Raw genomic sequence first — 20,584 nt, 5'->3', positions numbered from 1 at the left:
CGGCCTACGGCTGCGCTGTTCCGTGGTGCGCGTAGCCCCCAGCGATCTACAGTGCTGGCATGTTCAAGTCAGGGGTAGGGATTCTTGCACTGTTCGGTCTCGGTTGGTGGCTGCTGGGCACCAGCGCGTTCGGCGCACCGGGTCGGTTGGTCGCCGTCATCGCCGGATGCCTCGTGACGGTGGGGCTGCTGCTCGTCGCACGCCGTCGCTTCCTCGACGGCACGCAGCCGGATCCACTCGCCGACCCGGCGCGGCGACGGCGTTTCAACCAGATCAACGCCCTGCAGTGGCTGGTGATCGCCGCCGTGGTGGCGGGCTGCGCGAGCACGGGAGCCCAGGCGCTGATCCCTTCCTTGGTCGCAGTGGTCGTCGGGTTGCACTTCCTCCCCCTGGCCGCGACGTTCGAGCAGCCCCGCCTCAAGTTCCCCGCCGCCCTGCTGGTGGCCGTCGGAGCGGTGGCAGCCGTCATCCACTGGGCCGACGGGTCCGACGCGCTCGTACGCCTGGTTGTGGGCGGGGGCGCCGCGCTCTCCCTGTGGGCCACGGCTTCCTGGACGATCGTGAGCATGACGGCGACCCGCAGTGAGGTACCAGCAGCGTCCTAGACCAGGTTCGGCCCTGGCTGCGCTCCCGTTCGGCCCTCCCCGGCTGGAGTGCCGATGGAGCGGCCGACGATCGCACGGGCACGGGCCCCACGCGGCCGCGGAGACCGGAGCCGGGGCGGTGGGGGGCTGCGACCACCTTCACCCAGGGCATGGCCCCGTCCCCCGAACAGGGCCTACCGAACCACTCGTTCCTCCACTACGGTCCCCGTCAACGGGCAACAGCGCGCGCCGGAGAAACGGGAGGGTCGGCGTGTGACTGGAGGTCGTCCATGTCCGTGCCCGTCCCCGTTTCCCCACCCGGCTCCCCGCTTCCTCCCGTACCCGGATCCGTGTCCGGCGGATTCCGTGGGGTCCTCTCCCTCGGCGGTGCCGCTCTCCCGCTCTACGGGTTCCTCGCCCGGCTCCCCGCCGCCCTGTGTCCCATCGGGACGCTGCTGCTCGTCAACGAACGCGCCGGCATCGCCGACGCGGGCACCGTCGCGGCGGCTCTCTGGCTCGGCCAGGCCCTCGGCGGCCCCGTCATCGGGCGGCTCGCCGACCGGCGCGGCCACCGCCCCGTCCTGTTGGCGGCCTGTACCGCGAACGCAGCCGTGCTCCTCGCCCTCGTCGCAGCCGTCCTCGCCGGACGGCCCCTGGCCGGCCAGCTGTCGCTGGCCGTCGCCACCGGCCTCACCGTGCCGCAGGTCGGGCCGCTGGCCCGGGCCCGGTGGGCTCGGCTGGCCGGAGACGACAAGGCTCTGGTCGGGGCCGCGCTCTCCTTCGACACCACCCTCGACGAGGTCGCCTTCATGGTGGGACCCGCGCTGGCCGGGATCCTCGCGGTGACCCTCCACCCCACGGCAGCGCTCCTCCTCGCAGCCGCCCTGATCGTCATCTTCGGAACGCTCTTCGCCCTGCACCGCACGGCGCCCGGGGCGACGGCCATCGCCTCCGCCGCGCACGGCCGCGTACGGCTGTGGTCCCCGGGCCTGGCGCTGCTGTTCGCCGTGGCCGTCCTGCAGGGCGCCGCGTGGAGCGGCGCCAACACCGGGGTCAACGCTCTCGCCGAGTCCGTCGGCTCCCCAGGGGCCGCCGGGCTCGTATGGTCCGCCATGGCCGTGACGAGCTCGATCGCCGGGTTCGTGACGGTGGCCCGGCCCGGTACGGCCGACCTGACCGGCCGATTGCGCCGCACCATCGCCCTCCAGGCCTTGCTGACCCTGCCGCTGCTCGCGGTGTCGAGCCTGTGGGGCGCGGCGTTCACCGTCGCCGGAATCGGACTGATGGTGGCTCCGCACCTCATCGCGCTGTTCGGGCTCGTCGAACGTGCCGGCCCCGCCGAGCGGATGGGAGAGGCCATGAGCACGGTTGGCAGCGGCCTGATCATCGGCCAGGCGCTGGCCGCGGCGGCTGCGGGCCCGCTGGCGCAGGCGTACGGGTACCGGGCCGCCTTCGCCGTGTCCTGCGGCGCGGCCGCCGCCTCCGCCGTGCTCGTACTGGCGGCCGCCGGGCGTGGGAGCCTGGCGAGGAAAGGGCCCGCCATCCCGGCCCTCCCCCTCCGCAGCACGGCGGCCGCAACATCGGCCGGTCCGGAGCCGGATCCGGCATTGGAGCAGGAGTTGAACAACAGTGCGTGGGATTGACGCCGCCCCAGATCATGCACGTCCACCTGTCTCTCCTCGGGTACGCCCAGGGCGGCGCGGCAGCCGGCCTCCAACGAATCGCGGAGGCGGACGATCCGGACCGCCGGGTCCTGTCCGACCTCGTCCACCCTCTTCGGCCAGGAGGGGTGTTCCTCGAAACCGGACTCCGGCCGGTGGGCCGGAGGCTCGGGATCCGCCGTTCCGACCACCGGGGCCACGCGAAGGCCGGTACGCCACCACCCGGGTGACCTGCGACCGGCCCACGGCCCCGTACCCGTGTGTACCGGGGCCGCCGGCGCGAAGATGGCGAGCTGACATCCGCCTCTTCGCCCTGGAGTCTTTTCAGTGCTCGAACGCAAGCAGGTCAAGGGCCGCACCCAGGTCACCTTCGTCCTCCCCGAGGACACCCCGGACGGGCCGGTCAGCGTCGTCGGCGACTTCAACCACTGGAACCCGGCAGCCCACCCCCTCGAACCCCGCGGCGACGGCACACGCGCCGCGACCGTCACGCTCCCCGCCCACAAGGCGCACTCGTTCCGCTACCTCGCCGCCGGCGGCCACTGGTTCAACGACGAACACGCGGACAGCCACGACGGCACCAACAGCCACCTCCACACCTGACCGCCGCCGTCGCCGACCCGCCCCGTGCGGCGGCAGAGGGTGCCTGTTCTCACCCGGCTGGGCCGCCATGACAGCCTGCCTGCCGCACCTTGATGCCCAGGTCCTGACCACCACCGAGGTGAGACCCCCGTGAACACCCCGATCGGCCTTTCGGAAGGTTGCCTTACCGCCCTGCACAGCCTGAGGGAGACCCGGGAGATCAATACCGTGATCCTGCGATACGCGGACGCCCCAGGAGTTCTGGTCCCCGAAGTCGAGGGCAACCTGACGCACGACGAGCTCGTGCAGGCCATGCCCTCGGACGAACCGCGACTGGTCGTCCATCAGCTGTCCTTCGCAAGCCCCGAGGGCACGCGAAGGAACGAAGAGCTCCTGATCTTCTGGATGCCGCCGGACGCCGGCAGGCACGAAGAGACATACACGGCCGGGTACGACGCCCTGAAGGAATACCTCCCCGACGTTCACGTCCACCTCACCGCGAGGCGGACTGGCCAGCTGGAGTACGGAAGGCTCGTCGCCCTGGCCGGCTGAAGCCTCACGGCTGACGGCGGCAGACGCCGGTGGACGGGAGCGCGGATCCCGTCGACCGCGGATTCCGTCGACCGCGCTGCGTGGCCATTGAACCTTGGTGGGGGCGTCCGTAGTGTCGTCTCCGGGCGGCTCGGGGCAGCGGGTCGGGCGGCGAACGAGGCGAGAGGTAAGGGCCTTTGGTAGCGGAGGCAGAGCCGGGCAAGGCCATCGGGGGGCGCTACCGGCTCGTCGGGCCCCTGGGCTCCGGGGGGTTCGGCCGGGTGTGGAGCGCCCGTGACGAGGCACTGGACGTGGAGGTGGCGGTCAAAGAAGTCTGGCTGCCCCAGCAGGTCGGCTCGGAGCGCGAGCAGGCGTCGCGGCTGGCCCGCGCAGCACGGGAGGCGCGCAACGCGGCGAAGCTCCGGGACAGGCCGCACATCGTCGCGGTCCATGACGTGGTGGTCGAGGACGGGATTCCGTGGATCGTCATGCAACTGGTGGAGGGATGCTCTCTGGAGGCGTACCTTCGCGTCCAGGGGCTGATGCCCGCCGCCCGGGTGGCGCAGGTGGCCACTGCGCTGCTCAAGGCGCTCCAGGCAGCCCATGCGGCGGGGATCGTGCACCGGGATCTCAAGCCCGCCAACGTCATGCTGGCCGCGGACGGTGACGTGCTGCTCGGCGACTTCGGCATCGCCGTGCACGAGGCCGACACCGCGCTCACGGTGACGGGCGGGGTGCTCGGCTCCGCCGAGTACATGGCTCCCGAGAGGCTCAACGGCACGGAGGACGAAGGCGCCGGGGATCTCTTCTCGCTCGGCGTCACCCTGTACGAGGCACTGGAGGGCCGGTCACCCTTCCGGCGCGAGACGCCCACCGCCACACTGGCGGCGGTGGCACTGCACCACCCGCCCCCTCCGCAGCACGCCGACACCCCCCTGACCTCGCTGATCACCGCACTGCTCGCCAAGGCCCCCGCCGACCGGCCGACGATCGAGCGCGCCCTCGCCATGGCCGCGGCCGTCCCGCCTGCCGACGGACACCAGCCGGCCTGGATCCCCTACACCCCCACCTGGTCGGGTCTGACCGCGCTCGGCTCCTGCGTACCGGGCGGCCGGTACACCCGGATCGGTACGACCGTCCTCTACGTCGCCGAACTGTCCTGGGGCGCCGGCAGCACGCTGGGACCGGCGGAGATCAACGCGTCGCTACCCGTCCCGGCGGCGGGAGCCGGCGGAACCGACTGGGGCTGGCAGGGCACCGGCCGCTACCGTGACGGCACCCGCGGCACCTGGAAGGCGCTGACCCCCGTCATCGCGGGCGGCGGCAGCGTGGCGACCGTGTTCGCGAGCCGCCCGAAGGACGGCGGCTGGGTACCCCCTGGCCGGATCCCGTACATCTGGGCGGCCGGCGCGCACATGCGCATCCAGGGCGAGTACGAGGCAACCCCGTGAACCCTGAAGCCCCCTGCGAAGCGCCCACCTTCAACGTGATGGGTCCGCGTCGGGGTGTTTTCAACGCTCAGACCGGCCCGACGGCGTCGGGACATCTGGTGCCCGTGCCATCCCGCTGGGGGGTGCGGCTTTGGCTGGTCTCTCACCAACCGCACGTGCCGCTCCCCACCCACCTGTTCCGGGCCGACCGGGGGACTTTCCGGCACACCTTGGTCTGGCTACCAGCCGTGCGCAGCCCTTGGCCGCGTGCGGCCCTGGGGAACCTCACGCGGGGCAGCTCGGCCGACCTCTCAGCTCCTGTGCCGGATACCCCGGCGCCGCAGGTACTGCCGGCACGGCCCGTTGCTGTAGGCCTTGTCGGCCGCGAGGCTGTCGGGCTTCTTGCGGGGCCTGCCCGGCCCGAGTTTCGGGACGCGGATCGGGGCCGGGGCTGGCGGCGGGTCGGTGCAGGCGCCGGCCGCGTGTCGATGCGCCGCACGATGGTGGAGTCGACCGAGATGTCCCAGTCGATCTCACCGGCCGAGTGGGCCGCGGCTTGGACCTGCTGGAGCAGACGCTCCCACGTCCCGTCACCGGACCTCAGGCGGTGCCGCTCGTAGACCGTCTTCCAATGCCCGAACCGTTCGGGCAGCCACCTGCCGCAACGCCTGTTACTGACCAGCAGGCACGTCCGCAGCCGTTCCCACTCGCCCCGAACGCGGCATCACTCAGATCACCCCGCTCCATGTCCACGCCAACGACCCGGAGGCGGAGTGGTCACATAATCAGCTGGACAAGTCCTAGCTGGCGAGGTGGCGGGCGATGAACCCCTTCCAGGGCAGGCTCTCCACGACGTGGGTCGGGATGCCGTAGTACAGCAGGCGCGTGCCGTCGCGGTAGCTGGTGGCTGTTCCCTCGAAGGCGATGACGCGGTCGCCGTCAGCGGCGGGCCGCCCGCGCTCGGCGACGAAGGCAACCAGATCCTGTGGGCTGGGCGAGCACTCGTAGCCGACGGGCATGTCCAACCAGCCGGTCACCTCGCACAGGTAGCATTCATCCCCGCAGGCGTCCCACTTGCGGCCCCCGCACTGATGGCACTGGTACTGGGTGCCGTCCTCGCTGATCGTCGCAGTCGGATACGGCAGGGGCCGGGTGGTGCGGGCCGTATCGGCCCCGAACTCCGGCTCGCCGTCCCGGTGCAGGCAGTAGTGAATGACCGCCATGGTGCGCTCCCCCTGGTGCGTTGTTGAGGCCTGCCGTCTGTCGAAGCAGCGGATACCGCCGATTGGCTCGACAGACCAAGCGATCTTCCGCCGATTCAAGTGGACGGCCACACCTGCTCGCAACCAGGCCAACTCGGGACTGACGTCGATCGGCCGGACAGCTCCTAGCCGTCTGGCAATCGAACAGCCGCAGAGCAGGCGTAGCGCCCGGGAGTGGTGCCCACGACTCGTTTGAAGTGCCGGGTGAAGTGGGGCTGGTCGTGGAACCCCGACTCGACCGCCACCTCGGCGGCAGGGCGGCCATCGAGGAGCAGCCGGCGCGCCAGGGCGACCCGGCGCGAAATGAGGTACTGGTGCGGTGCGATACCGAAGGCGGTGCTGAACGAGCGCACAAGATGGGCGGGGTGGGCCTGGATCTGACCGGCCGCTTCCAGTAGGGAGATTCCCGCGACGACCCGCTCGTCGAGGAGTTCGCGCAGGTCGCCCGCGATGCCGTGGCGGGTGCGGGCGCCGAGCGATGCAGTGTGGCCGCCGGGGAGTTCGAGGCGCGGCTGGAGCAGCAGGCGCAGCCGTTCGCCGATCAGGGCCAGCCGGCTCTCCGCCTCGAATTCGTCACCGGGAGAGACCAGCGCCCGGTGGAGCTGCCCGACGCGTCGGCGCAGGAGCGAGTCGGCGAGGTCCGGACCGTCTACGGCGGCGCCGATGAAGCCCTCGTCCAGCACCGTCGTGTCGAAGTAGACGACGCGTTTGCGGAACCCGTGCGAGGTGGCCGCGGAACCGTTGTGCGGAACCTGGGGAGGGAGCAGGCTCACGGTGCCGCCCGGGGTGCCGCGCCGGTGGCGGTCCAGGTCGTAGCGGACGGCGCCGTCATCGACGATCAGCAGGGTCCACTCGTCGTGGACGTGCATGGGGTACGCGTGCGCGGTGAATCGGGCGTGGAAGACCTCGACGACACCCGCGACCCGCGGGCGCCAGGCCGAGACTTCCTGCTGGAGCTGCACGCAAAGAACGTACAAGACCGCGGGAGGCCGAGCACGGCAGTCTCGAAGCCATGAGCAACGAGACGAAGAACGAGAACGAGGAACAGGCCGAAGCGGACCGCGCGGAGGTGCCCGTACGCTTCGACACCAAGATCGCGGTGCTTCTGCGCGAGGACCTGGAGACGTGGCAGCGGCTGAACGTCACCGCGTTCCTCGTCAGCGGGCTCGGAACGGCCCTCCCCGAGGTGGTCGGCGAGCCGTACCAGGACGCCGATGGCAATCCCTACCTGCCCATGTTCCGCCAGCCCGTTCTGGTCTTCGAGGGCGCGAAGGAAGCGGTGACGGCGGCGCACGACCGGGCGGTGCGGCGCGGACTGCCGACCGCGGTGTTCACCTCGGACCTCTTCGGCACGGGCCACGACCTCGCGAACCGGGCAGCGGTGGCGGCGGTGGGCAAGGACCAGCTCGACCTGGTGGGGATCGCCGTCCACGGGCCGCGCAACTCCGTGGACAAGGTCCTCAAAGGCGCCCGCATGCACCGGTGAGCGGCGCCGCCCTGCCCTGGGAGCGCCCTTACGCCACGGTGCTGACCGGCTACGGCCCCGCAGGGCACCTCCACCCACACGTATCCGTCGATTCGTCCGCCCCGCGGTGGCAAGGAGCTGCCGCTCCCGGTGGATGTCTGCGGGGCGCCGACCACGCCCGCGGGGGTGCGGTCGGTGCACACCGGCCACGGCTCGTCCGCCGGTCAGAGCATCGGCCCGCGCACGGAGCTCACCGACGCGTCGGGGCTGCCCGGCCGCGGGTGCAGCGGGGTGGTCGTGCCGCGGTGGGCGGCGAGCCCGGGGAAGAGCACCGCGACGTCGAGCGGGCGCGGTGGCGGGGGCCTCGTCATATTCCCGAACCCTAAGGCCGCGGCCGGCCTCCCCCTCAGCCGGCCGGTCGGCGGGCCGAGGGGTCCGGTGTCCGTCAGGTGGTGGGGCGGCCCGGTGTTACTGCCGCCAGAGCGCTCTGGTCACCGGGCCTCGCCCGCGCACGCCCTTTCGACGCGGACTGAGGCGACCATAGCCACGCCCGGCCATCGCGCGGCATGAGAAGCACGGCGTTCGACATCCCGCGTGACATACGCGGACGAGAGTTGACGCCCGACGCTGACACCAGCGGTCCTAAGACGCGGAGCCGGCTGTTGGGTACGCCGGGGCTTGGTGTCGGCCGCTGAAGAAGTGAGCAAGTGGCTGATCCCGCCTTGGCCGGCACTTCCGTTCCAGATCCCGGATTCAAGGGCCCGGTGACCGCTTCGGCGGTGGCCCGTCTGCGGTCCTCGGTCACCTCATCCACCCCCGCCGGATGTGACGGCGGTCAGGAGCTGACCACGCCCCCTTGCGTGCACCCGATCACCTGACCGCCATGCACCTCTCGGTCACCTTCTTCTGGTCGACGCACACGGCTGACCGAAATCACGGTATTCCCGTAATACCAGGGGCGCTCGAAGCCGTCTCTCAGGCGAATTTCACGCCCGGCCGAATGCTCCCGGACCTCGGGGACCGCATCATCGTTTCTTCCCTGTCAGCCCTGTGACCTGCACAGAAAGGGCGTCTGGTCGAAAGGGTGACGTGGTGTGGATCCGCTGGTAGCGGGAACCGAGCCTCGCAATCATGGGTTCCGCTTTCGCCTTGAAAGCAGCGGCCTCACGGGTGGCGCAGCCCGGCCGCACCACGAGAGGGAGGAACCGGATTATGACCATGCCTGTTGTGAGCATCTGGGACAACGCCATGCCGGGCTCTCAGCCCGCCTACCCGAGGACTTCAGCGTGGGACACCACGTGGCCATTCGAAGGGGGAACCGCCTGGGTGTTCTACAGCACTCCGGGCCAGAGCCGGGTCAGGAAGCCGGTGATCCTCTCCGACGGCTTCTCCGGCGGGAAGAGCGATCCCGATGCCCTGTGGAACGCCCTGGAGAACGGCGAGTACCCGTTCGTCTCCTCGCTGCGGGAGGCCGGCTTCGATCTGGTCCTCCTCGGCTTCGACGAGCGGTCCGCGTCCATCATCGACAACGCCGACGTGGCGATCCAGTGCATCAAGAAGACGATCGACGACCGCGAAGGGACCGCGAAGCTGACGGTCGGCGGTTTCAGTATGGGTGGGCTGGTCACGCGTTACGCCCTCGCGAAGATGCAGCACGACGGTGACGACCCCCAGACCTCGACCTACCTCTCCTACGACACCCCGCACCGCGGCGCCTGGCTGCCCATCGGGGTACAGGCGTTCGCGCACTGGGTGAAGGACAACTGGGGCTCGATGCCGGGGTTCGGTGAACTCCTCAGCAGCTTCTCCGTGCTGGTCAACAGCCCGGCCGCCCGAGAACTGCTGCGCTGGCACATCGGTACCGTCGAGGCCGAGGCCCGTCAGGACCAGGCCCGCACCGACTTCCTCGCCGAACTCGAACGGGTCGGCGGCTGGCCCGAGGGCGTACGCAGGCTCGGTGTCGGAAACGGGATGGGCACCGGCGCCGGCAACAACATTCCGGCCGGCGTGACGGCGATGCGCACGACCGGTCAGGAGCTGACCGGTACCCGTCTGGACACGCAGAACACGGGAGAACAGGTCGTCGCCGTCCTGAAGAAGGCCGGAGCCCCCCAGATCCAGATCACCACCAGGGGCCTGCCCGACATCGACGGCGCTCCCGGAGGTCTGTTCCCCGAAGCGCACAATCTTCCGGGCCACCCCGGCAACTTCGGGACCGCCGCCCTCCTCGCCGGGCTTCTCGAAGGCCAGCCTGCCGAACTCACTTACAACACGAGCACGTTCGTCCCGAGCGTCAGCGCGGTGGCGGCCGGCGACATCGACGACCGCGACATGCTCTACAGCAAGATCGACCCGGCCGACAGCGAACTCGACGCCTTCATGTGCGCCAGTGACAACGAGGGACACACGCTGATGACCGAGGAACTCGGCGAGTGGATCCTGACCAAGTTCCAGGGCGAATAACCCTCTGCCACGACGATGACCGGCTCCCGGTCCCGGCACGACCGAGGACCCGGGATCCGGTCACCGAGCCGTCCGGCCGCCGTCACGGCCACACGGCGGATGCCGCCGTCCCAACCCTGCCGACTCAGGGTGGTGTTGTGGAACCTGCGGTGGATTCCGGATGCGGTTCCGCCCCTGCAGAGGGGCGTGGTGGGTCGCAGGTGTCGCGCGGGTGCGGTGGTTCGGCGGTTTGTCAGGCGAGGACGTTGACGGCCCGGGCCACGACGAGTCCCAGGATGACCAGGGAGACGATGGACTGCAGGGTCATGACGATCTTGGCCCAAGGGGCGAGGGGCATGACATCGGTAGGGCTCAAGGCGGTGGAATTGGTGAATCCGAGGTAGAAGTAGTCGATGTAGCGGGGACGCCAGTCTGAGGCGTTCAGTTCGGGGCTGAGCTGTTGGGGAAAGGCCAGTGCGGGAGTCCGGGGCATGCGGTGGGCTCGGGCGGCAGGCCCGCCGCTGTCGAGTTCGAAGTACAGCAGGGAGAACGCGAGGACGGTCGAGGCCCAGACGCTGCTGCCGGCCAGCAGCAGGGCAGTGGCGGAGTTGGTCTCGCTCCCGCCGTGGATGAGATCGTCGATCAGCCGGACGGTCGACCAGATGGCGCCGCACGCCAGCACGCCGACCAGGGCGATCGACACTGCGCGCAAGGCAGTCGAGCGGCGGCTGATCCGAAGGGGGTCGCCCGAGAGCAGCGCCACCAGGAGCAGTCCTTCGGCGAGGGGAAGCGCCCACCGGGGCCCCAGGCGCAAATCGTCGGGCAGGAGCAGGGTCAGCACCGCGGAGGCGATGACGGCTCCGGCCATCGGCCAGCGGCTCTCTGCGGACTGCGCAGGCTGCGGCTCCGGCTCGTACGGATCGCCCGTACGGTTCGCATCGGAGGGAGTGTGTCCGGTCACGGCCGACTGCTGCCCGGGCTCGGTGGCGGGTCAGATCGTACGGTCAGCCGCGGTAACGGCACGGCGGGTCGCGGCACGGCGGGTCGCGCCGTTCGCCCATGACGTCGCACTCATCTGCGGCTCCTCGAAGATGAAGTCGTGTGGCGGCGGCTGCCTCCACGACCGTCCCCCGCTCGCTCGCCCGCCACGAGACCGGGATCTTGGATCTCACCGTAAACCGAAGTGAATGCGACGGCGTGACCGACACGCTCCGCACTCACGTGCCTGCCGCGGGCCCGGGCCTCGACGGACCCTCGCCGTCGCGGAGAAGCCGGTACGGGCGAGACCCCACCGGACCGGGTGGGAGCAGGCAGGCGCTGCGCGTCCTCCCGGTTCGGCAAACGCCTCGCGGCAGAGGACCCGGACGATCATTGCCGGGGTCCTCTGCTGCGGAACGGTCAACGGCGGGGCGCAACCGTGGGGAAGTGCACTGCGGGGGCCCGCTCCCCGGCTTCACGGGTGTGAGTCCGGGGTCGGGGTCTCCGGAAACGGGATCGTCCGGCCAGGTGACGGGGGCGCCGTCGTGGTGCGAAGCCGCCGAAGCCGTATCGGGGCACATCCGCGCCAGGCGGGTTTTCAGGGGGTGAGGCGGGCGGCCAGGGTGGGCAGGAGGCGGAGGGCGTTGGTGCGGCCGACCTCGGCGCGCTGGGCGTCGGTCCAGCCGTCGAACTCGGCGAAGCCGTTGGTGTTCTCGGTGGTGTGGGCAGCGGGCATGAAGGGGTAGTCGCTGCCGTAGAGGATGTGGTCCGTGCCGGTGAGGCGGGTCAGGGCGGGGAGCGCGAAGTCGTTGGCGGACATCGCGATGTCGTAGTGGAGGCGGCCGAGGGTGCCGATGACGTCCTCCGGGGCGCGGTCCGCGAGGTACGCGCCGATGGTGGTGCCGTAGGTGAGGCGGCGGGCCAGGAAGGGGAGGGTGCCGCCGGCGTGCGAGAGGATCATCCGCAGGTCGGGCAGTCGGTCGAGGACGCCGTTGAAGAGCAGGCTGGCTGCGGTGCGGGTGGTCTCGAAGGTGAACTCGTAGAGGGAGACCGGCAGGTCGAAGGTGGCCAGGTCGCGGCTGGGCGGGGCGGCGGGGTGGACGTGGACGGCCGCGCCGCGCTCGGCGATCTCCGCGAAGAGGGGCTCGAACTCGGGGTCGCCGAGATAGCGGTGGCCGTACGAGGTCAGGACGCCGGCGCCGTCCAGGCCGAGCTCGTCGAGCGCGTAGCGGAGCTCCTCGCGGGCGGCGGCCACGTCGGGGAGGGGCAGGATCGCGAAGGCGCCGAAGCGGGTGGGGTGCTCGCGGACCAGCTCGGCGAAGTACTCGTTGACGCGACGGGCCAGCTTCTGGGCGTCCGGGCCGTCGAGGAAGGTGACGCCGGGGGCGGTGACGGACAGGACGGCGGCGGCGATGCCGTGGGCGTCCATGACCTCCAGGCTTTGCTCGGGGGTCCACGTCGGATAGTCCACACCGGGGATGGCCTTCCGGTCGCCGAGGGCCTCGGCGTAGAAGGGCGGGATGGCGTGGTGGTGGACGTCGATCAGACCGATGGGTGCGGGCATGCGAAGGCTCCTGGCGTGAGGACGGGTCACGGCGAAGTCTTCGCCGTTCGAAGGGCGTCGCGTGGACCATAAGGCCGCGGCGCCGGACTGGCCGCGCGGGACAGCCTTCGCCTGTCAACTCCCCGGTGAGGGGATCGGTTCGGAGACTCGCTGGGCATGGCGCAGAGAGTCGGGTGCGGGCGGGCGTGGGTGGTGTTCGCTCGTGCCGGGGTCCGGCCGAGGAGGACGTCCGGGTCGGCCTCGGCAGCAGCTGCCCGACCCGTTCCCCTGCACGACGCCGGGTACCGGTTGACGGCGTCAGGTCGATCCCACGCCCCGCGGGAGTCGACCGGGCCGGAGGGGTTCGCAGGCGTGCTGCCCTGGACAGCATCGACGTATGTATTCCGTGAAGACCGTCCTGACGGCAACCTCCGCGATGCTCCTCGCCCTCGCCGCCCCGGCCACCGCAGCCCCCGCGGCTCCCACCACATCGGCCCGCCCCTCCGTGTCCACCGCGCCCCGTCCCTGCAACGGCGCCGCGACCTGCTACGTCGACGTGACGGTCGCTCAGGTCTGGGTGAGCCCCGAACAGGTCCGCCCCGTGGACTCCCCGGCGACCACCAATCCCGCCGACATCCGCGGCTGGTTGACCACCATGTCCCTGGACGAGCGGCGTGAGGTCGCCGGGGAGACGCAGGCTCTCCACGGCATCCGGGTGAGCGTGGACCGCACCGAGTGGCACGGCGGTCTGCTCTGGGACCACGTATGGGTGCAGGGCCAGCCCACCCCCAGGGACCAGGCAGGACGGGGCGCCTACCCCGGCTGGATTCCCGACCGGCAACTGACCTCGGAGCACCGGCGCGCGCCCGGCGGTACGCACGAGGAACGCGTTGCCCGTCCCACGGCCCGGGGCTTCGCCACCGCCCGGGCCGCGCTTGATGGCCGCCAGTCCGGGCAGGCGGGCGAGTACTCGTACAACACCTCCTTCCCGGTGAAGGCCGGTCCACTGCCCGGAGTCGTCGCCGCCTACTCCCCCAGCGGTGGCCGGCTGTTCTTCCGGGCTGACGACCTGGCGAGGGTGCCGGCCGCCGCCCCGAGCGGCGCGGACGTGGTCGCTGCCGCACGCGCCTTCCTGGGTCTGCCCTACCTGTGGTCGGGCACCTCCGGATTCGGCTACGACTGCTCCGGTCTCACGGGCCAGGTCTACTCCGCCCTCGGCGTGACGATCCCCCGGGACGCCCAGCCGCAGTTCGATGCGGGTGGCGGGCAGGTGCCCGCCGGCTCGGCCGCGGGCGTGCGGATCACCGGTACGGAAGACCTCAGGCTCGGCGACATCGTCGCGTTCCGCCCCGCCACCGGTACCGAGGTCACCCACGTCGGCATCTATTCGGGGACGAGGAACGGCGAACCCATGATGATCAATTCGCCTCGCACCGGTGACCCGGTCAGGGAGGAGCCCATCGGTTCCACCGGGCGCGTCTACGTGGGCGCCACCCGCTTCCTCACCCGCTGACGCGCGTTCCAGCCTGAAACGCTGAACGTCCAGCTGAGGGCGGAGGATGGCGTCGCCGAGCGGGGGCACCCGGACCTCGTCGAGATTGGGACGCGTCCAGCCGTGTCACAGGCCGAAAGCGCCCCCTTCGATGAGGATGAGCAGTCCGATGGCGATGAGGACCAGGGGCAGCAGGACGTGGCCCCAGCGGGCGAGGGCCTCGGCGATGACGGGGCGGGTGGCGAAGAACCGTCCTGCGAAGCACCACACCGCGACCAGGACGAGGAACACCGCCGCGTACGCGGTCATGCCGCCGACGCCGGCGGCTGCGAAGACGGGCACGTAGACGCCGATGTTGTCGCCGCCGTTGGCGAAGGTGACCGCGGCGACCTCCAGCGGGCTGGGGCCGCCCTCCTTCCCCTGAGGCCCCCCGTCGTCCGCATCACCGTGGCGGTGGTCCTTCCACGCCTGCCAGGCGGCCTTGAGGCCGAGGGCGAGCGGCAGCAGGCCGAGGTAGGGGATCACGGACTCGGGCAGGAAGGTGGCGCCGAAGGCGGCGGCCACGGCCACGGCCAGGATCGCGGCGAAGCCGAGGTACTGGCCGAGCACGATGCGCCGGGCGGAGCCGGGGTGGCCGGCCCCTTGGGCGAAGAACAGTGCCAGGACCAGGATGTCGTCGATGTTGGTGACGGCGAACAGCCCGGCGGCCTGCCCGATGATGCCCAGGTCCACGAGTAGGGGCCTCTCCTTCGGTACGGTTGACTCCGGCGACGCTACCGGGAGCCCACAACCCCCCTTTCGCCGGAGCCGGGTGACGTTGCCTCACGGGCTCGGCACACACCCCGTGGACGAGTTGCGCGCTTCCGCCCGCACCGCGCTGCGCCTGCGCGGACCAGGGCCTACGGAGCGAGGGCCTCCAGGAGGGCGCGCTCGCGCTCGGCGCTCAGGCCCGCACGGCGCGGCCGGTCCAGGCCCTCCTCCCGCTCCCAGCGCAGGGTGTCCCTCAGCAGCTCGACCCGGGGCCGGTGGCGCAGGCCGGCCGCGACCGCCGCGGCTCCGCTGCGCGCTCCGAAGCCGGCCCACTCCCGATCGGGCATCCACATGGCCAGCGATTCCGGACCCATGAACCGCTCCACGCCCTGCGCGAGCAGCCGCTCGGGGTCGGCCTCCACCGTCGGCCCGGTGTGTCCGCCCACCTCCCGGGACAGGGCGACCCACTCGGCAAAGGGCACGACCGGGCCAACCGCGTCGTACGTGCCCCTCGTACCGTTCTCCGCGCCGTCCAGCAGCCACGACGCGAGATCCCGGACGTCGATCACCTGCGTCAGGAGGTCCCGGGAATCCGGTACCAACAGGGGCGCCAGCGGGGCGCGGGCGGCGCGGGCCACCCAGTAGCCGCTGCGATCGCTCCAGTCGCCGGGACCGGCGATCAGCCCAGCCCGCGCGATGAGCAGCCGGTCCCCCACCGCGGCCGCGGAGGCCTTCTCGCAGGCCACCTTCGCTTCCCCGTACACCTCGCGGCCGGCTTCGGCCTGCTGGGCCGCCGGAAGCAGTGCGGCCGACTCATCCGCGTCCGGCCGCGCGTGCTCGGCGTACGCGCTGACCGACGACACGTACGACCAGTGGCGGGCGCGGCTGCCGAGGGCCGCCAGCGCACCGCGCACGAAGCCGGGTTGCCAGGACACTTCCACCACGGCGTCCCAGTCGCGGTCCGCCAGGGCCTCGTACGCTGCCGGGTTGCGCCGGTCGGCGGCCACCAGACGCGCACCCTCGGCCACACCCCCGCTCTCCCCCCGGGCCAGACAGGTCACTTGATGCCCCCGCCCATGTGCCTGCCGCGAGATCTCGCGGCCCAACCATGCCGTTCCACCCAGTACCAATATTTCCATCAGCCCACTGGACCACGGCCGGCCGGTCCGGGTCACGCGCCTTCGCCCAGAGCGGAGCGCCCCGCGCGGGTGCTCTACCGGGCCCCTGGAGAGCGCCCTCGAGAGGGTGCTCTCGCGACGACCGGTCGCGGAGAGATCTCGGCGTGCTTCGGCAGACCACACCCCATGCCCCCTCCCCTCCCCTCCCCTCCCCTCCCCGGCAGCCTTCGCAGCCACCCCTGGAGTCGATCACCTAGGGTGCGGACATGAAGCCGGAGAAGATCACCGTCCTGGACGGCCGCGAGTGGACCCGCGACCCGGAGGCGGTGCACCGCATCCTGGCGGATCTGATCGCAGGCGGCGCGGCCCTCGGCTGGGTCGATCCACCCTCGCGGGACGAGGTGGCTCAGCTGCTCGACCAGGTGCTGTCTGCCGCCGAGGCCGGTGACGCGGCCCTGCGCGTCGCCTACCTGGGCGGCCGCCTCGTCGGACTGGGCTACTGGCGGCGCTACGCCCGGCCGACGCACCGGCCGCACGCCGATCTGGAGAAGCTCGCGGTGGACGCCGCCGCGCACGGGCGCGGCATCGGCCGGGCGCTGACCGCTGCCTTGGTCGCGGACGCCAGGGCCGCGGGCATCGAGGTCCTCACCCTGGACGTCCGGGGCGACAACACCCATGCCCTACGGCTCTACCGCTCGCTCGGCTTCACCGAGTACGGCCGCCTGCCCGACTTCGTCGCCGTCGGGGAGCGCCGCTACGACAAGGTGTTCTACATGCAGGACTTCCGCCGCAGCCGAGCCGTGCCTCTTTCGGATCAGGCCGGGCCCGCGACGGCCGCACCCGCCTGACCGTCAACGGGTGCACCCAGCTCCACCCCAACTCTGCTGCCAGGTACAGCGGATCGCAGGCCGTCGGGCGGCATCGTGGTCCGCGTACTGGATACGTCGGACGGAGGGGGAAGGCGCTCATGGGACGCACGGACGGGGATTGTGTGGGGCGGGCGGAGCGTGTCGAGGTGTGGAGCACGGTGGGTGTGTTCACTGCCGTGGCCTTCGTGGCGGCCGGAGTGCTGGGAGCGGCGCAGCCGGGAACCGGTGTTCCGGACGAGGTCGTGCAGCTGACCCAGTTCGGGCCGGCCCTCGCGGTGGGCGGGGCCGCACTGTACCGGCGCCGGCAGACGCGTGAGCTGCTCCGGGGCACGGGGACACGAGGGGGCGCTCGATCCGCCGGCGGTGTGGTGCTTCTCGGTGCTGCCGGGCTGATCGTCGCGCTCGCCGTGCTCGGGTACGACGCGGTCTGCGGGCAGGTGCGTTTCACGCCGCCGGGCTCTCTGCACCACTCCTTCGTGCTGATAGCCGTGGCTCAGCTGGTGGGGGCGTGCGAGGAGGAGGTCGGCTGGCGCTGCTACCTCCAGCCGCTGCTGCGCACCCGTCTGGGCACGGTCGCCTCTTCGGTGACGGTGGGAGTGCTGTGGGGGGCCTGGCACGTGCCGGTCTTCGGGCAGGCGCCGGCCTACGCCGCCGGATTCCTCGCGGCCACCGTGGCGATGTCGGTGGTCTTGGGCATCGCACTTGAGGGCGTGGGCGGATGGCGGCGGCTGCTGCTCGCGGGTGGCTTCCACGCGCTGGTCAACCTCGGACTGCTCCTTTTCATGGACGAGGAGTCAGGAGCGGTCCTGCCCATGGTCTGCTTCGGGCTGGCCTGTCTGGCGGTGGCTGTGATCGTGGGCGCGCTGCGGGCGGGTTGGCGTGCACCGGACCCGGCGGCGCCCGGACCGGCTACCCTGCACAGGACATGAGTTCGAGTTTCCTCCGGCTCCGCAGGGCGTTGTCCCGCCGCATGGCCGCCGTCGGCCGCTGCCAGCTCGCCGGTCTGCTGGGCCTGCAGGTGGCAGCCGTCGGAGCGGCCGTCGTGGGAGCCCTGCTGTTGCTGCCCGTCGGCGTGGGCTTCCGCGTACTGCCTCCCGCCGCGGCCGCGTTGCGCCGCTGCGGTGACCGCGCCCGGCAGCGGGCGGCGCAGTGGTCGGGCGTACGGATCGCTGCGCCCGATCCGCTCCCGAGGACCGCGGGGGCGTGCGGTCCTGGCCGACGCCGGGTTCTGGCGGGACCTGACCTGGGCGTGGCTGGAGCCCGTAGTGGGCGGTCTGCTGGTTGCCGTACCGCCGTCCCTGGCCGTGTACGGGCTGTTCGGGGTGCTCGTGCAGCCCTTCGTGTGGCGGCTCTTGGACGACGGCAACTGGTACGCCTTCGTCCCCGTGCACAGCACTCCCCTGATGCTCGCGGCCGTCGTGCTGGGCCTCGGCTTCACGGCGGCGGGGCTCCTCCTCGCACCGCCCGTCCTGGGCCTGCACGCGCGGTGGGGGCAACGACTGCTCGCCACCCCGCTCGTCACCGAACTCCAGCGGCGCATCGGTGAGTTGACCGACAGTCGCACGGACGTGCTGGACGACCGGGCGGCTGAGCTCCGGCGCATCGAGCGGGACCTGCACGACGGGGCGCAGGCACGGCTCGTCGCCCTCGGCATGCGCCTGGACAGCGCGACGCGTCTGCTTGAGGACGATCTACCGGCCGCGCGGGCCGCGCTGCTTGAGGTGCGCGAACTGTCCGGGCGGGCCCTTGAGGACCTCCGCGGCCTGGTCCGGGGCATCCAGCCGCCGGTCCTCACCGACCGCGGTTTGGGCGACGCCGTTCGCTCCTTGGCCCTCGACAGCTTCCTCGACGTGTATGTCGACGTCCAGTTGACCGGGCGGCTGTCTGCCGCTGTGGAGTCGGCCGCCTACTTCGCCGTCAACGAGCTGCTGGCCAATGCGGCGAAGCACTCCGGTGCCGGCCGCGTCGACGTCGCCCTCGCACACGACGACGCCTGCGCCGGCGGCCCGCGGCTGCGCGTCACCGTCACCGACGACGGCCGCGGTGGCGCGGATCCCTCCCGGGGGACCGGACTGCTCGGTGTCCGAGGGCGATTGGCTACCTTCGACGGAAGTCTCGTCCTGCACAGCCCGCAGGGCGGCCCGACCACAGTCACCCTGGAGATCCCGTGCGCGTCGTACTTGCCGAAGACCTCTTCCTCCTGAGGGACGGCCTGGTCCGCACGCTCACCGAGCACGGCTTCGAGGTCGTCGCCGCCGTGGACAACGGCCCCGGTCTCTCGCGCGCCCTGCTGGAGGAGCGACCGGACGTGGCGGTCGTCGACGTACGCCTGCCGCCGACCTACACCGATGAGGGGCTCCAGGCCGCGCTCGAAGCCCGGCGCCGCCATCGCGGCCTGCCGGTGCTCGTGCTGTCGCAGTACGTCGACCAGCTCTATGCGAACGAGCTCCTGTCGAGCGACGACGGCGGGGTGGGCTACCTGCTGAAGGACCGGGTCACGGACACCGGCCAGTTCGTCGACGCCGTACGCCGCGTCGCCGCGGGCGGGACCGTCCTGGACCCGCAGGTGATCGGACGGCTGCTGTCGCGCGGCGAGGCCCGCGGCACCATCTCGGCCCTCACCCCGCGCGAACGCGACGTGCTGGAACTCATGGCGCAGGGCCGCTCCAACGCCGCCATCGCGGGAGCTCTCCACTTCAGCGAGAGCGCCGTCGCCAAGCACACCGCGAGCATATTCGCGAAACTCGGCATCGCCCCCTCGACCGAGGACAACCGGCGGGTCCTCGCCGTCCTCGCCTACCTGCGACGCTGAAGGTCAGGCAGCACCCACCGGGCGAGAGGCCAGCGGGGCCGGGCGAACGCCGGTCGACGTACACGCCGCTGCCTGCCGTCCCGCTCGTTGTCGCAGGCATACACGGCGTTGCCCACGTGGTAGCCGCGCGCTCTCCCAATACCTGACCCCCCATCAGGTATTGACGGCGCCGAACGGCTACGGCGACGCGGGACCGTCCACCCGGCTCTGCGCCGGGGGCCGGGTCTGATCACGGCGAAGGCCGTGCAGCCGGTCGCGGGTGGTGCGGGGCAGACCGTCCACCACGCACTGCCAGGAGTGGCTGATCATCTCGGCGAGTTCCTCGTCGGGGACCGTTCCGTCCAGGTGCACGGTGAGCCAGTGCCACCGGGGGCCCTGGTACCCGTACCCGGGACGGACCGCCGGGTACTGCTCGTACAGGTGCAGGGCGAGGGCGGATTCGCATTTCACGCTCAGCCGCTCGGGTTGCGAGGTGCCGGCCGACGCCAGGGTGGCGAAGATCTTGCCGCCGGTCTTGTAGACGGGCCGGTGCGGGCCCCACGGCTCTTCCTCACTGGCTTCGGGCAGGTCCAGTGCGTATGCCGCGACGTCATCGGGATTCATTCGGCGCTGTCCTTCATCCACGGGTGGCGGCGGGGCGGGCCGCCTCGCCTTACCCCGGCACCGGTCCGTCCGCGACTACGGCGTCGGCCGGCTTCGCTGACCTCGGCAGCAGATTATGCGACCGCCGTTCCTCATGGCCCCCGACGGCCGCGCACTCCGCCATGTCTCCGGGTGCCGGCAACGCCCGGGCACGGAGCCATGGCGGGAGGCTTCGTCAGGTGTGCAGGCGGCTGTTGGCGCCGTCGCCGTCGGCGCTCTCCTCGTTGAACCAGTAGTCGCCGGCCGCCAGGTAGCGGAACGACTGCGTCGTGTCGCCCGGCAGCGCAACCGTGACCGCCCGCCTGCCGTCCTCGCGCGGCTGGAGCGTGTGGACACCGGGCCGCCAGTCGTTGAAGTCCCCCACCACGCTCACCGGCCCCGGCGGATCCTCCCGCGGGAGGACGAACGTTACCTCGGTACCGT

At 71.6% G+C, this 20,584-nt stretch carries 21 protein-coding genes; 12 read left to right on the top strand and 9 right to left on the bottom strand.

Features of this window, described 5'->3' with window-relative positions:
* Positions 1 to 59: 59 nt before the first annotated feature.
* From ACIBAD_RS29980 to ACIBAD_RS29960, 5 genes are all read left to right on the top strand, one after another.
* Positions 60 to 605 carry a hypothetical protein gene (locus tag ACIBAD_RS29980; protein WP_398909734.1) on the top strand — a complete coding sequence of 182 codons (546 nt, stop codon included), beginning with the start codon at positions 60 to 62 and terminating at the stop codon, positions 603 to 605.
* 269 nt (positions 606 to 874) lie between these two features.
* A complete protein-coding gene (locus tag ACIBAD_RS29975; protein WP_398909732.1) occupies positions 875 to 2,227 on the top strand; it encodes an MFS transporter in 1,353 nt (450 codons plus the stop codon).
* A 345-nt stretch (positions 2,228 to 2,572) separates the two neighbouring features.
* Positions 2,573 to 2,848, top strand: a complete 276-nt coding sequence (locus ACIBAD_RS29970) for an isoamylase early set domain-containing protein (protein ID WP_134067317.1) — start codon at positions 2,573 to 2,575, stop codon at positions 2,846 to 2,848.
* A gap of 129 nt (positions 2,849 to 2,977) precedes the next feature.
* Positions 2,978 to 3,379, top strand: a complete 402-nt coding sequence (locus ACIBAD_RS29965) for a cofilin family protein (protein ID WP_134067319.1) — start codon at positions 2,978 to 2,980, stop codon at positions 3,377 to 3,379.
* A gap of 176 nt (positions 3,380 to 3,555) precedes the next feature.
* Positions 3,556 to 4,809, top strand: a complete 1,254-nt coding sequence (locus tag ACIBAD_RS29960) for a serine/threonine-protein kinase (RefSeq protein WP_398909727.1) — start codon at positions 3,556 to 3,558, stop codon at positions 4,807 to 4,809.
* A 779-nt stretch (positions 4,810 to 5,588) separates the two neighbouring features.
* Here the strand turns inward: ACIBAD_RS29960 and ACIBAD_RS29955 are convergent.
* The gene (locus ACIBAD_RS29955) at positions 5,589 to 6,011 is read right to left on the bottom strand and encodes a hypothetical protein (protein ID WP_398909725.1); all 423 of its coding nucleotides are present in this window, start codon (positions 6,009 to 6,011) and stop codon (positions 5,589 to 5,591) included.
* 164 nt (positions 6,012 to 6,175) lie between these two features.
* Complete coding sequence (locus tag ACIBAD_RS29950) at positions 6,176 to 7,012, bottom strand: AraC family transcriptional regulator (RefSeq protein ID WP_134067325.1); 837 nt, start codon at positions 7,010 to 7,012, stop codon at positions 6,176 to 6,178.
* A gap of 50 nt (positions 7,013 to 7,062) precedes the next feature.
* Here ACIBAD_RS29950 and ACIBAD_RS29945 point away from each other — a divergent pair, with 50 nt between their 5' ends.
* The gene (locus ACIBAD_RS29945; RefSeq protein ID WP_398909723.1) at positions 7,063 to 7,536 is read left to right on the top strand and encodes a DUF2000 family protein; all 474 of its coding nucleotides are present in this window, start codon (positions 7,063 to 7,065) and stop codon (positions 7,534 to 7,536) included.
* 203 nt (positions 7,537 to 7,739) lie between these two features.
* Here ACIBAD_RS29945 and ACIBAD_RS29940 read toward each other — a convergent pair whose 3' ends face one another.
* On the bottom strand, positions 7,740 to 7,886 hold the full coding sequence (locus ACIBAD_RS29940) for a hypothetical protein (protein WP_398909721.1): 147 nt from the start codon (positions 7,884 to 7,886) through the stop codon (positions 7,740 to 7,742).
* Between the two features lie 841 nt (positions 7,887 to 8,727).
* Here ACIBAD_RS29940 and ACIBAD_RS29935 point away from each other — a divergent pair.
* Complete coding sequence (locus tag ACIBAD_RS29935) at positions 8,728 to 9,978, top strand: esterase/lipase family protein (protein WP_398909719.1); 1,251 nt, start codon at positions 8,728 to 8,730, stop codon at positions 9,976 to 9,978.
* A gap of 232 nt (positions 9,979 to 10,210) precedes the next feature.
* Here ACIBAD_RS29935 and ACIBAD_RS29930 read toward each other — a convergent pair whose 3' ends face one another.
* Complete coding sequence (locus ACIBAD_RS29930) at positions 10,211 to 10,918, bottom strand: DUF1345 domain-containing protein (protein ID WP_134067331.1); 708 nt, start codon at positions 10,916 to 10,918, stop codon at positions 10,211 to 10,213.
* Between the two features lie 615 nt (positions 10,919 to 11,533).
* Positions 11,534 to 12,499 (bottom strand): amidohydrolase family protein, encoded by a 966-nt coding sequence (locus ACIBAD_RS29925; protein WP_398909717.1) that lies wholly within the window; start codon positions 12,497 to 12,499, stop codon positions 11,534 to 11,536.
* A gap of 376 nt (positions 12,500 to 12,875) precedes the next feature.
* On the opposite strand from ACIBAD_RS29925, the gene ACIBAD_RS29920 reads away from it, so the two are divergent.
* Positions 12,876 to 13,991: a C40 family peptidase gene (locus tag ACIBAD_RS29920; protein WP_398909715.1), complete on the top strand. Its 1,116-nt coding sequence runs from the start codon at positions 12,876 to 12,878 to the stop codon at positions 13,989 to 13,991.
* 105 nt (positions 13,992 to 14,096) lie between these two features.
* Here ACIBAD_RS29920 and ACIBAD_RS29915 read toward each other — a convergent pair whose 3' ends face one another.
* Both ACIBAD_RS29915 and ACIBAD_RS29910 read right to left on the bottom strand, forming a co-directional pair.
* Positions 14,097 to 14,702: a cadmium resistance transporter gene (locus ACIBAD_RS29915; RefSeq protein WP_134067337.1), complete on the bottom strand. Its 606-nt coding sequence runs from the start codon at positions 14,700 to 14,702 to the stop codon at positions 14,097 to 14,099.
* Positions 14,703 to 14,869: 167 nt separating this feature from the next.
* Positions 14,870 to 15,859, bottom strand: coding sequence for an NAD-dependent epimerase/dehydratase family protein (locus tag ACIBAD_RS29910; RefSeq protein ID WP_134067339.1), 990 nt, complete (start codon positions 15,857 to 15,859; stop codon positions 14,870 to 14,872).
* A gap of 245 nt (positions 15,860 to 16,104) precedes the next feature.
* On the opposite strand from ACIBAD_RS29910, the gene ACIBAD_RS29905 reads away from it, so the two are divergent.
* The 4 genes from ACIBAD_RS29905 to ACIBAD_RS29890 all read left to right on the top strand — a co-directional run bounded on the left by ACIBAD_RS29905 (position 16,105) and on the right by ACIBAD_RS29890 (position 19,519).
* Entirely contained in the window at positions 16,105 to 16,686 is a 582-nt protein-coding gene (locus tag ACIBAD_RS29905) for an N-acetyltransferase (protein WP_134067341.1), read from the top strand.
* Positions 16,687 to 16,805: 119 nt separating this feature from the next.
* The gene (locus ACIBAD_RS29900) at positions 16,806 to 17,636 is read left to right on the top strand and encodes a CPBP family intramembrane glutamic endopeptidase (RefSeq protein WP_398909711.1); all 831 of its coding nucleotides are present in this window, start codon (positions 16,806 to 16,808) and stop codon (positions 17,634 to 17,636) included.
* 192 nt (positions 17,637 to 17,828) lie between these two features.
* Positions 17,829 to 18,911 (top strand): histidine kinase, encoded by a 1,083-nt coding sequence (locus ACIBAD_RS29895; protein ID WP_398909709.1) that lies wholly within the window; start codon positions 17,829 to 17,831, stop codon positions 18,909 to 18,911.
* On the top strand, positions 18,875 to 19,519 hold the full coding sequence (locus ACIBAD_RS29890; protein WP_134067345.1) for a response regulator transcription factor: 645 nt from the start codon (positions 18,875 to 18,877) through the stop codon (positions 19,517 to 19,519). Before ACIBAD_RS29895 ends, ACIBAD_RS29890 begins: the two co-directional genes overlap by 37 nt.
* Before the next feature lie 177 nt (positions 19,520 to 19,696).
* Here ACIBAD_RS29890 and ACIBAD_RS29885 read toward each other — a convergent pair whose 3' ends face one another.
* Both ACIBAD_RS29885 and ACIBAD_RS29880 read right to left on the bottom strand, forming a co-directional pair.
* Positions 19,697 to 20,122 (bottom strand): MmcQ/YjbR family DNA-binding protein, encoded by a 426-nt coding sequence (locus ACIBAD_RS29885; protein WP_134067347.1) that lies wholly within the window; start codon positions 20,120 to 20,122, stop codon positions 19,697 to 19,699.
* A gap of 214 nt (positions 20,123 to 20,336) precedes the next feature.
* Positions 20,337 to 20,534 carry a hypothetical protein gene (locus ACIBAD_RS29880; protein ID WP_398909707.1) on the bottom strand — a complete coding sequence of 66 codons (198 nt, stop codon included), beginning with the start codon at positions 20,532 to 20,534 and terminating at the stop codon, positions 20,337 to 20,339.
* Positions 20,535 to 20,584: the final 50 nt, after the last annotated feature.

The sequence above is a fragment of the Streptomyces sp. NPDC051109 genome (assembly GCF_044455885.1).
Classification (GTDB): Bacteria; Actinomycetota; Actinomycetes; order Streptomycetales; family Streptomycetaceae; genus Streptomyces.
Note: the sequence above shows the minus strand (reverse complement) of the source record. Positions and strands in the feature narration are given on the sequence as shown.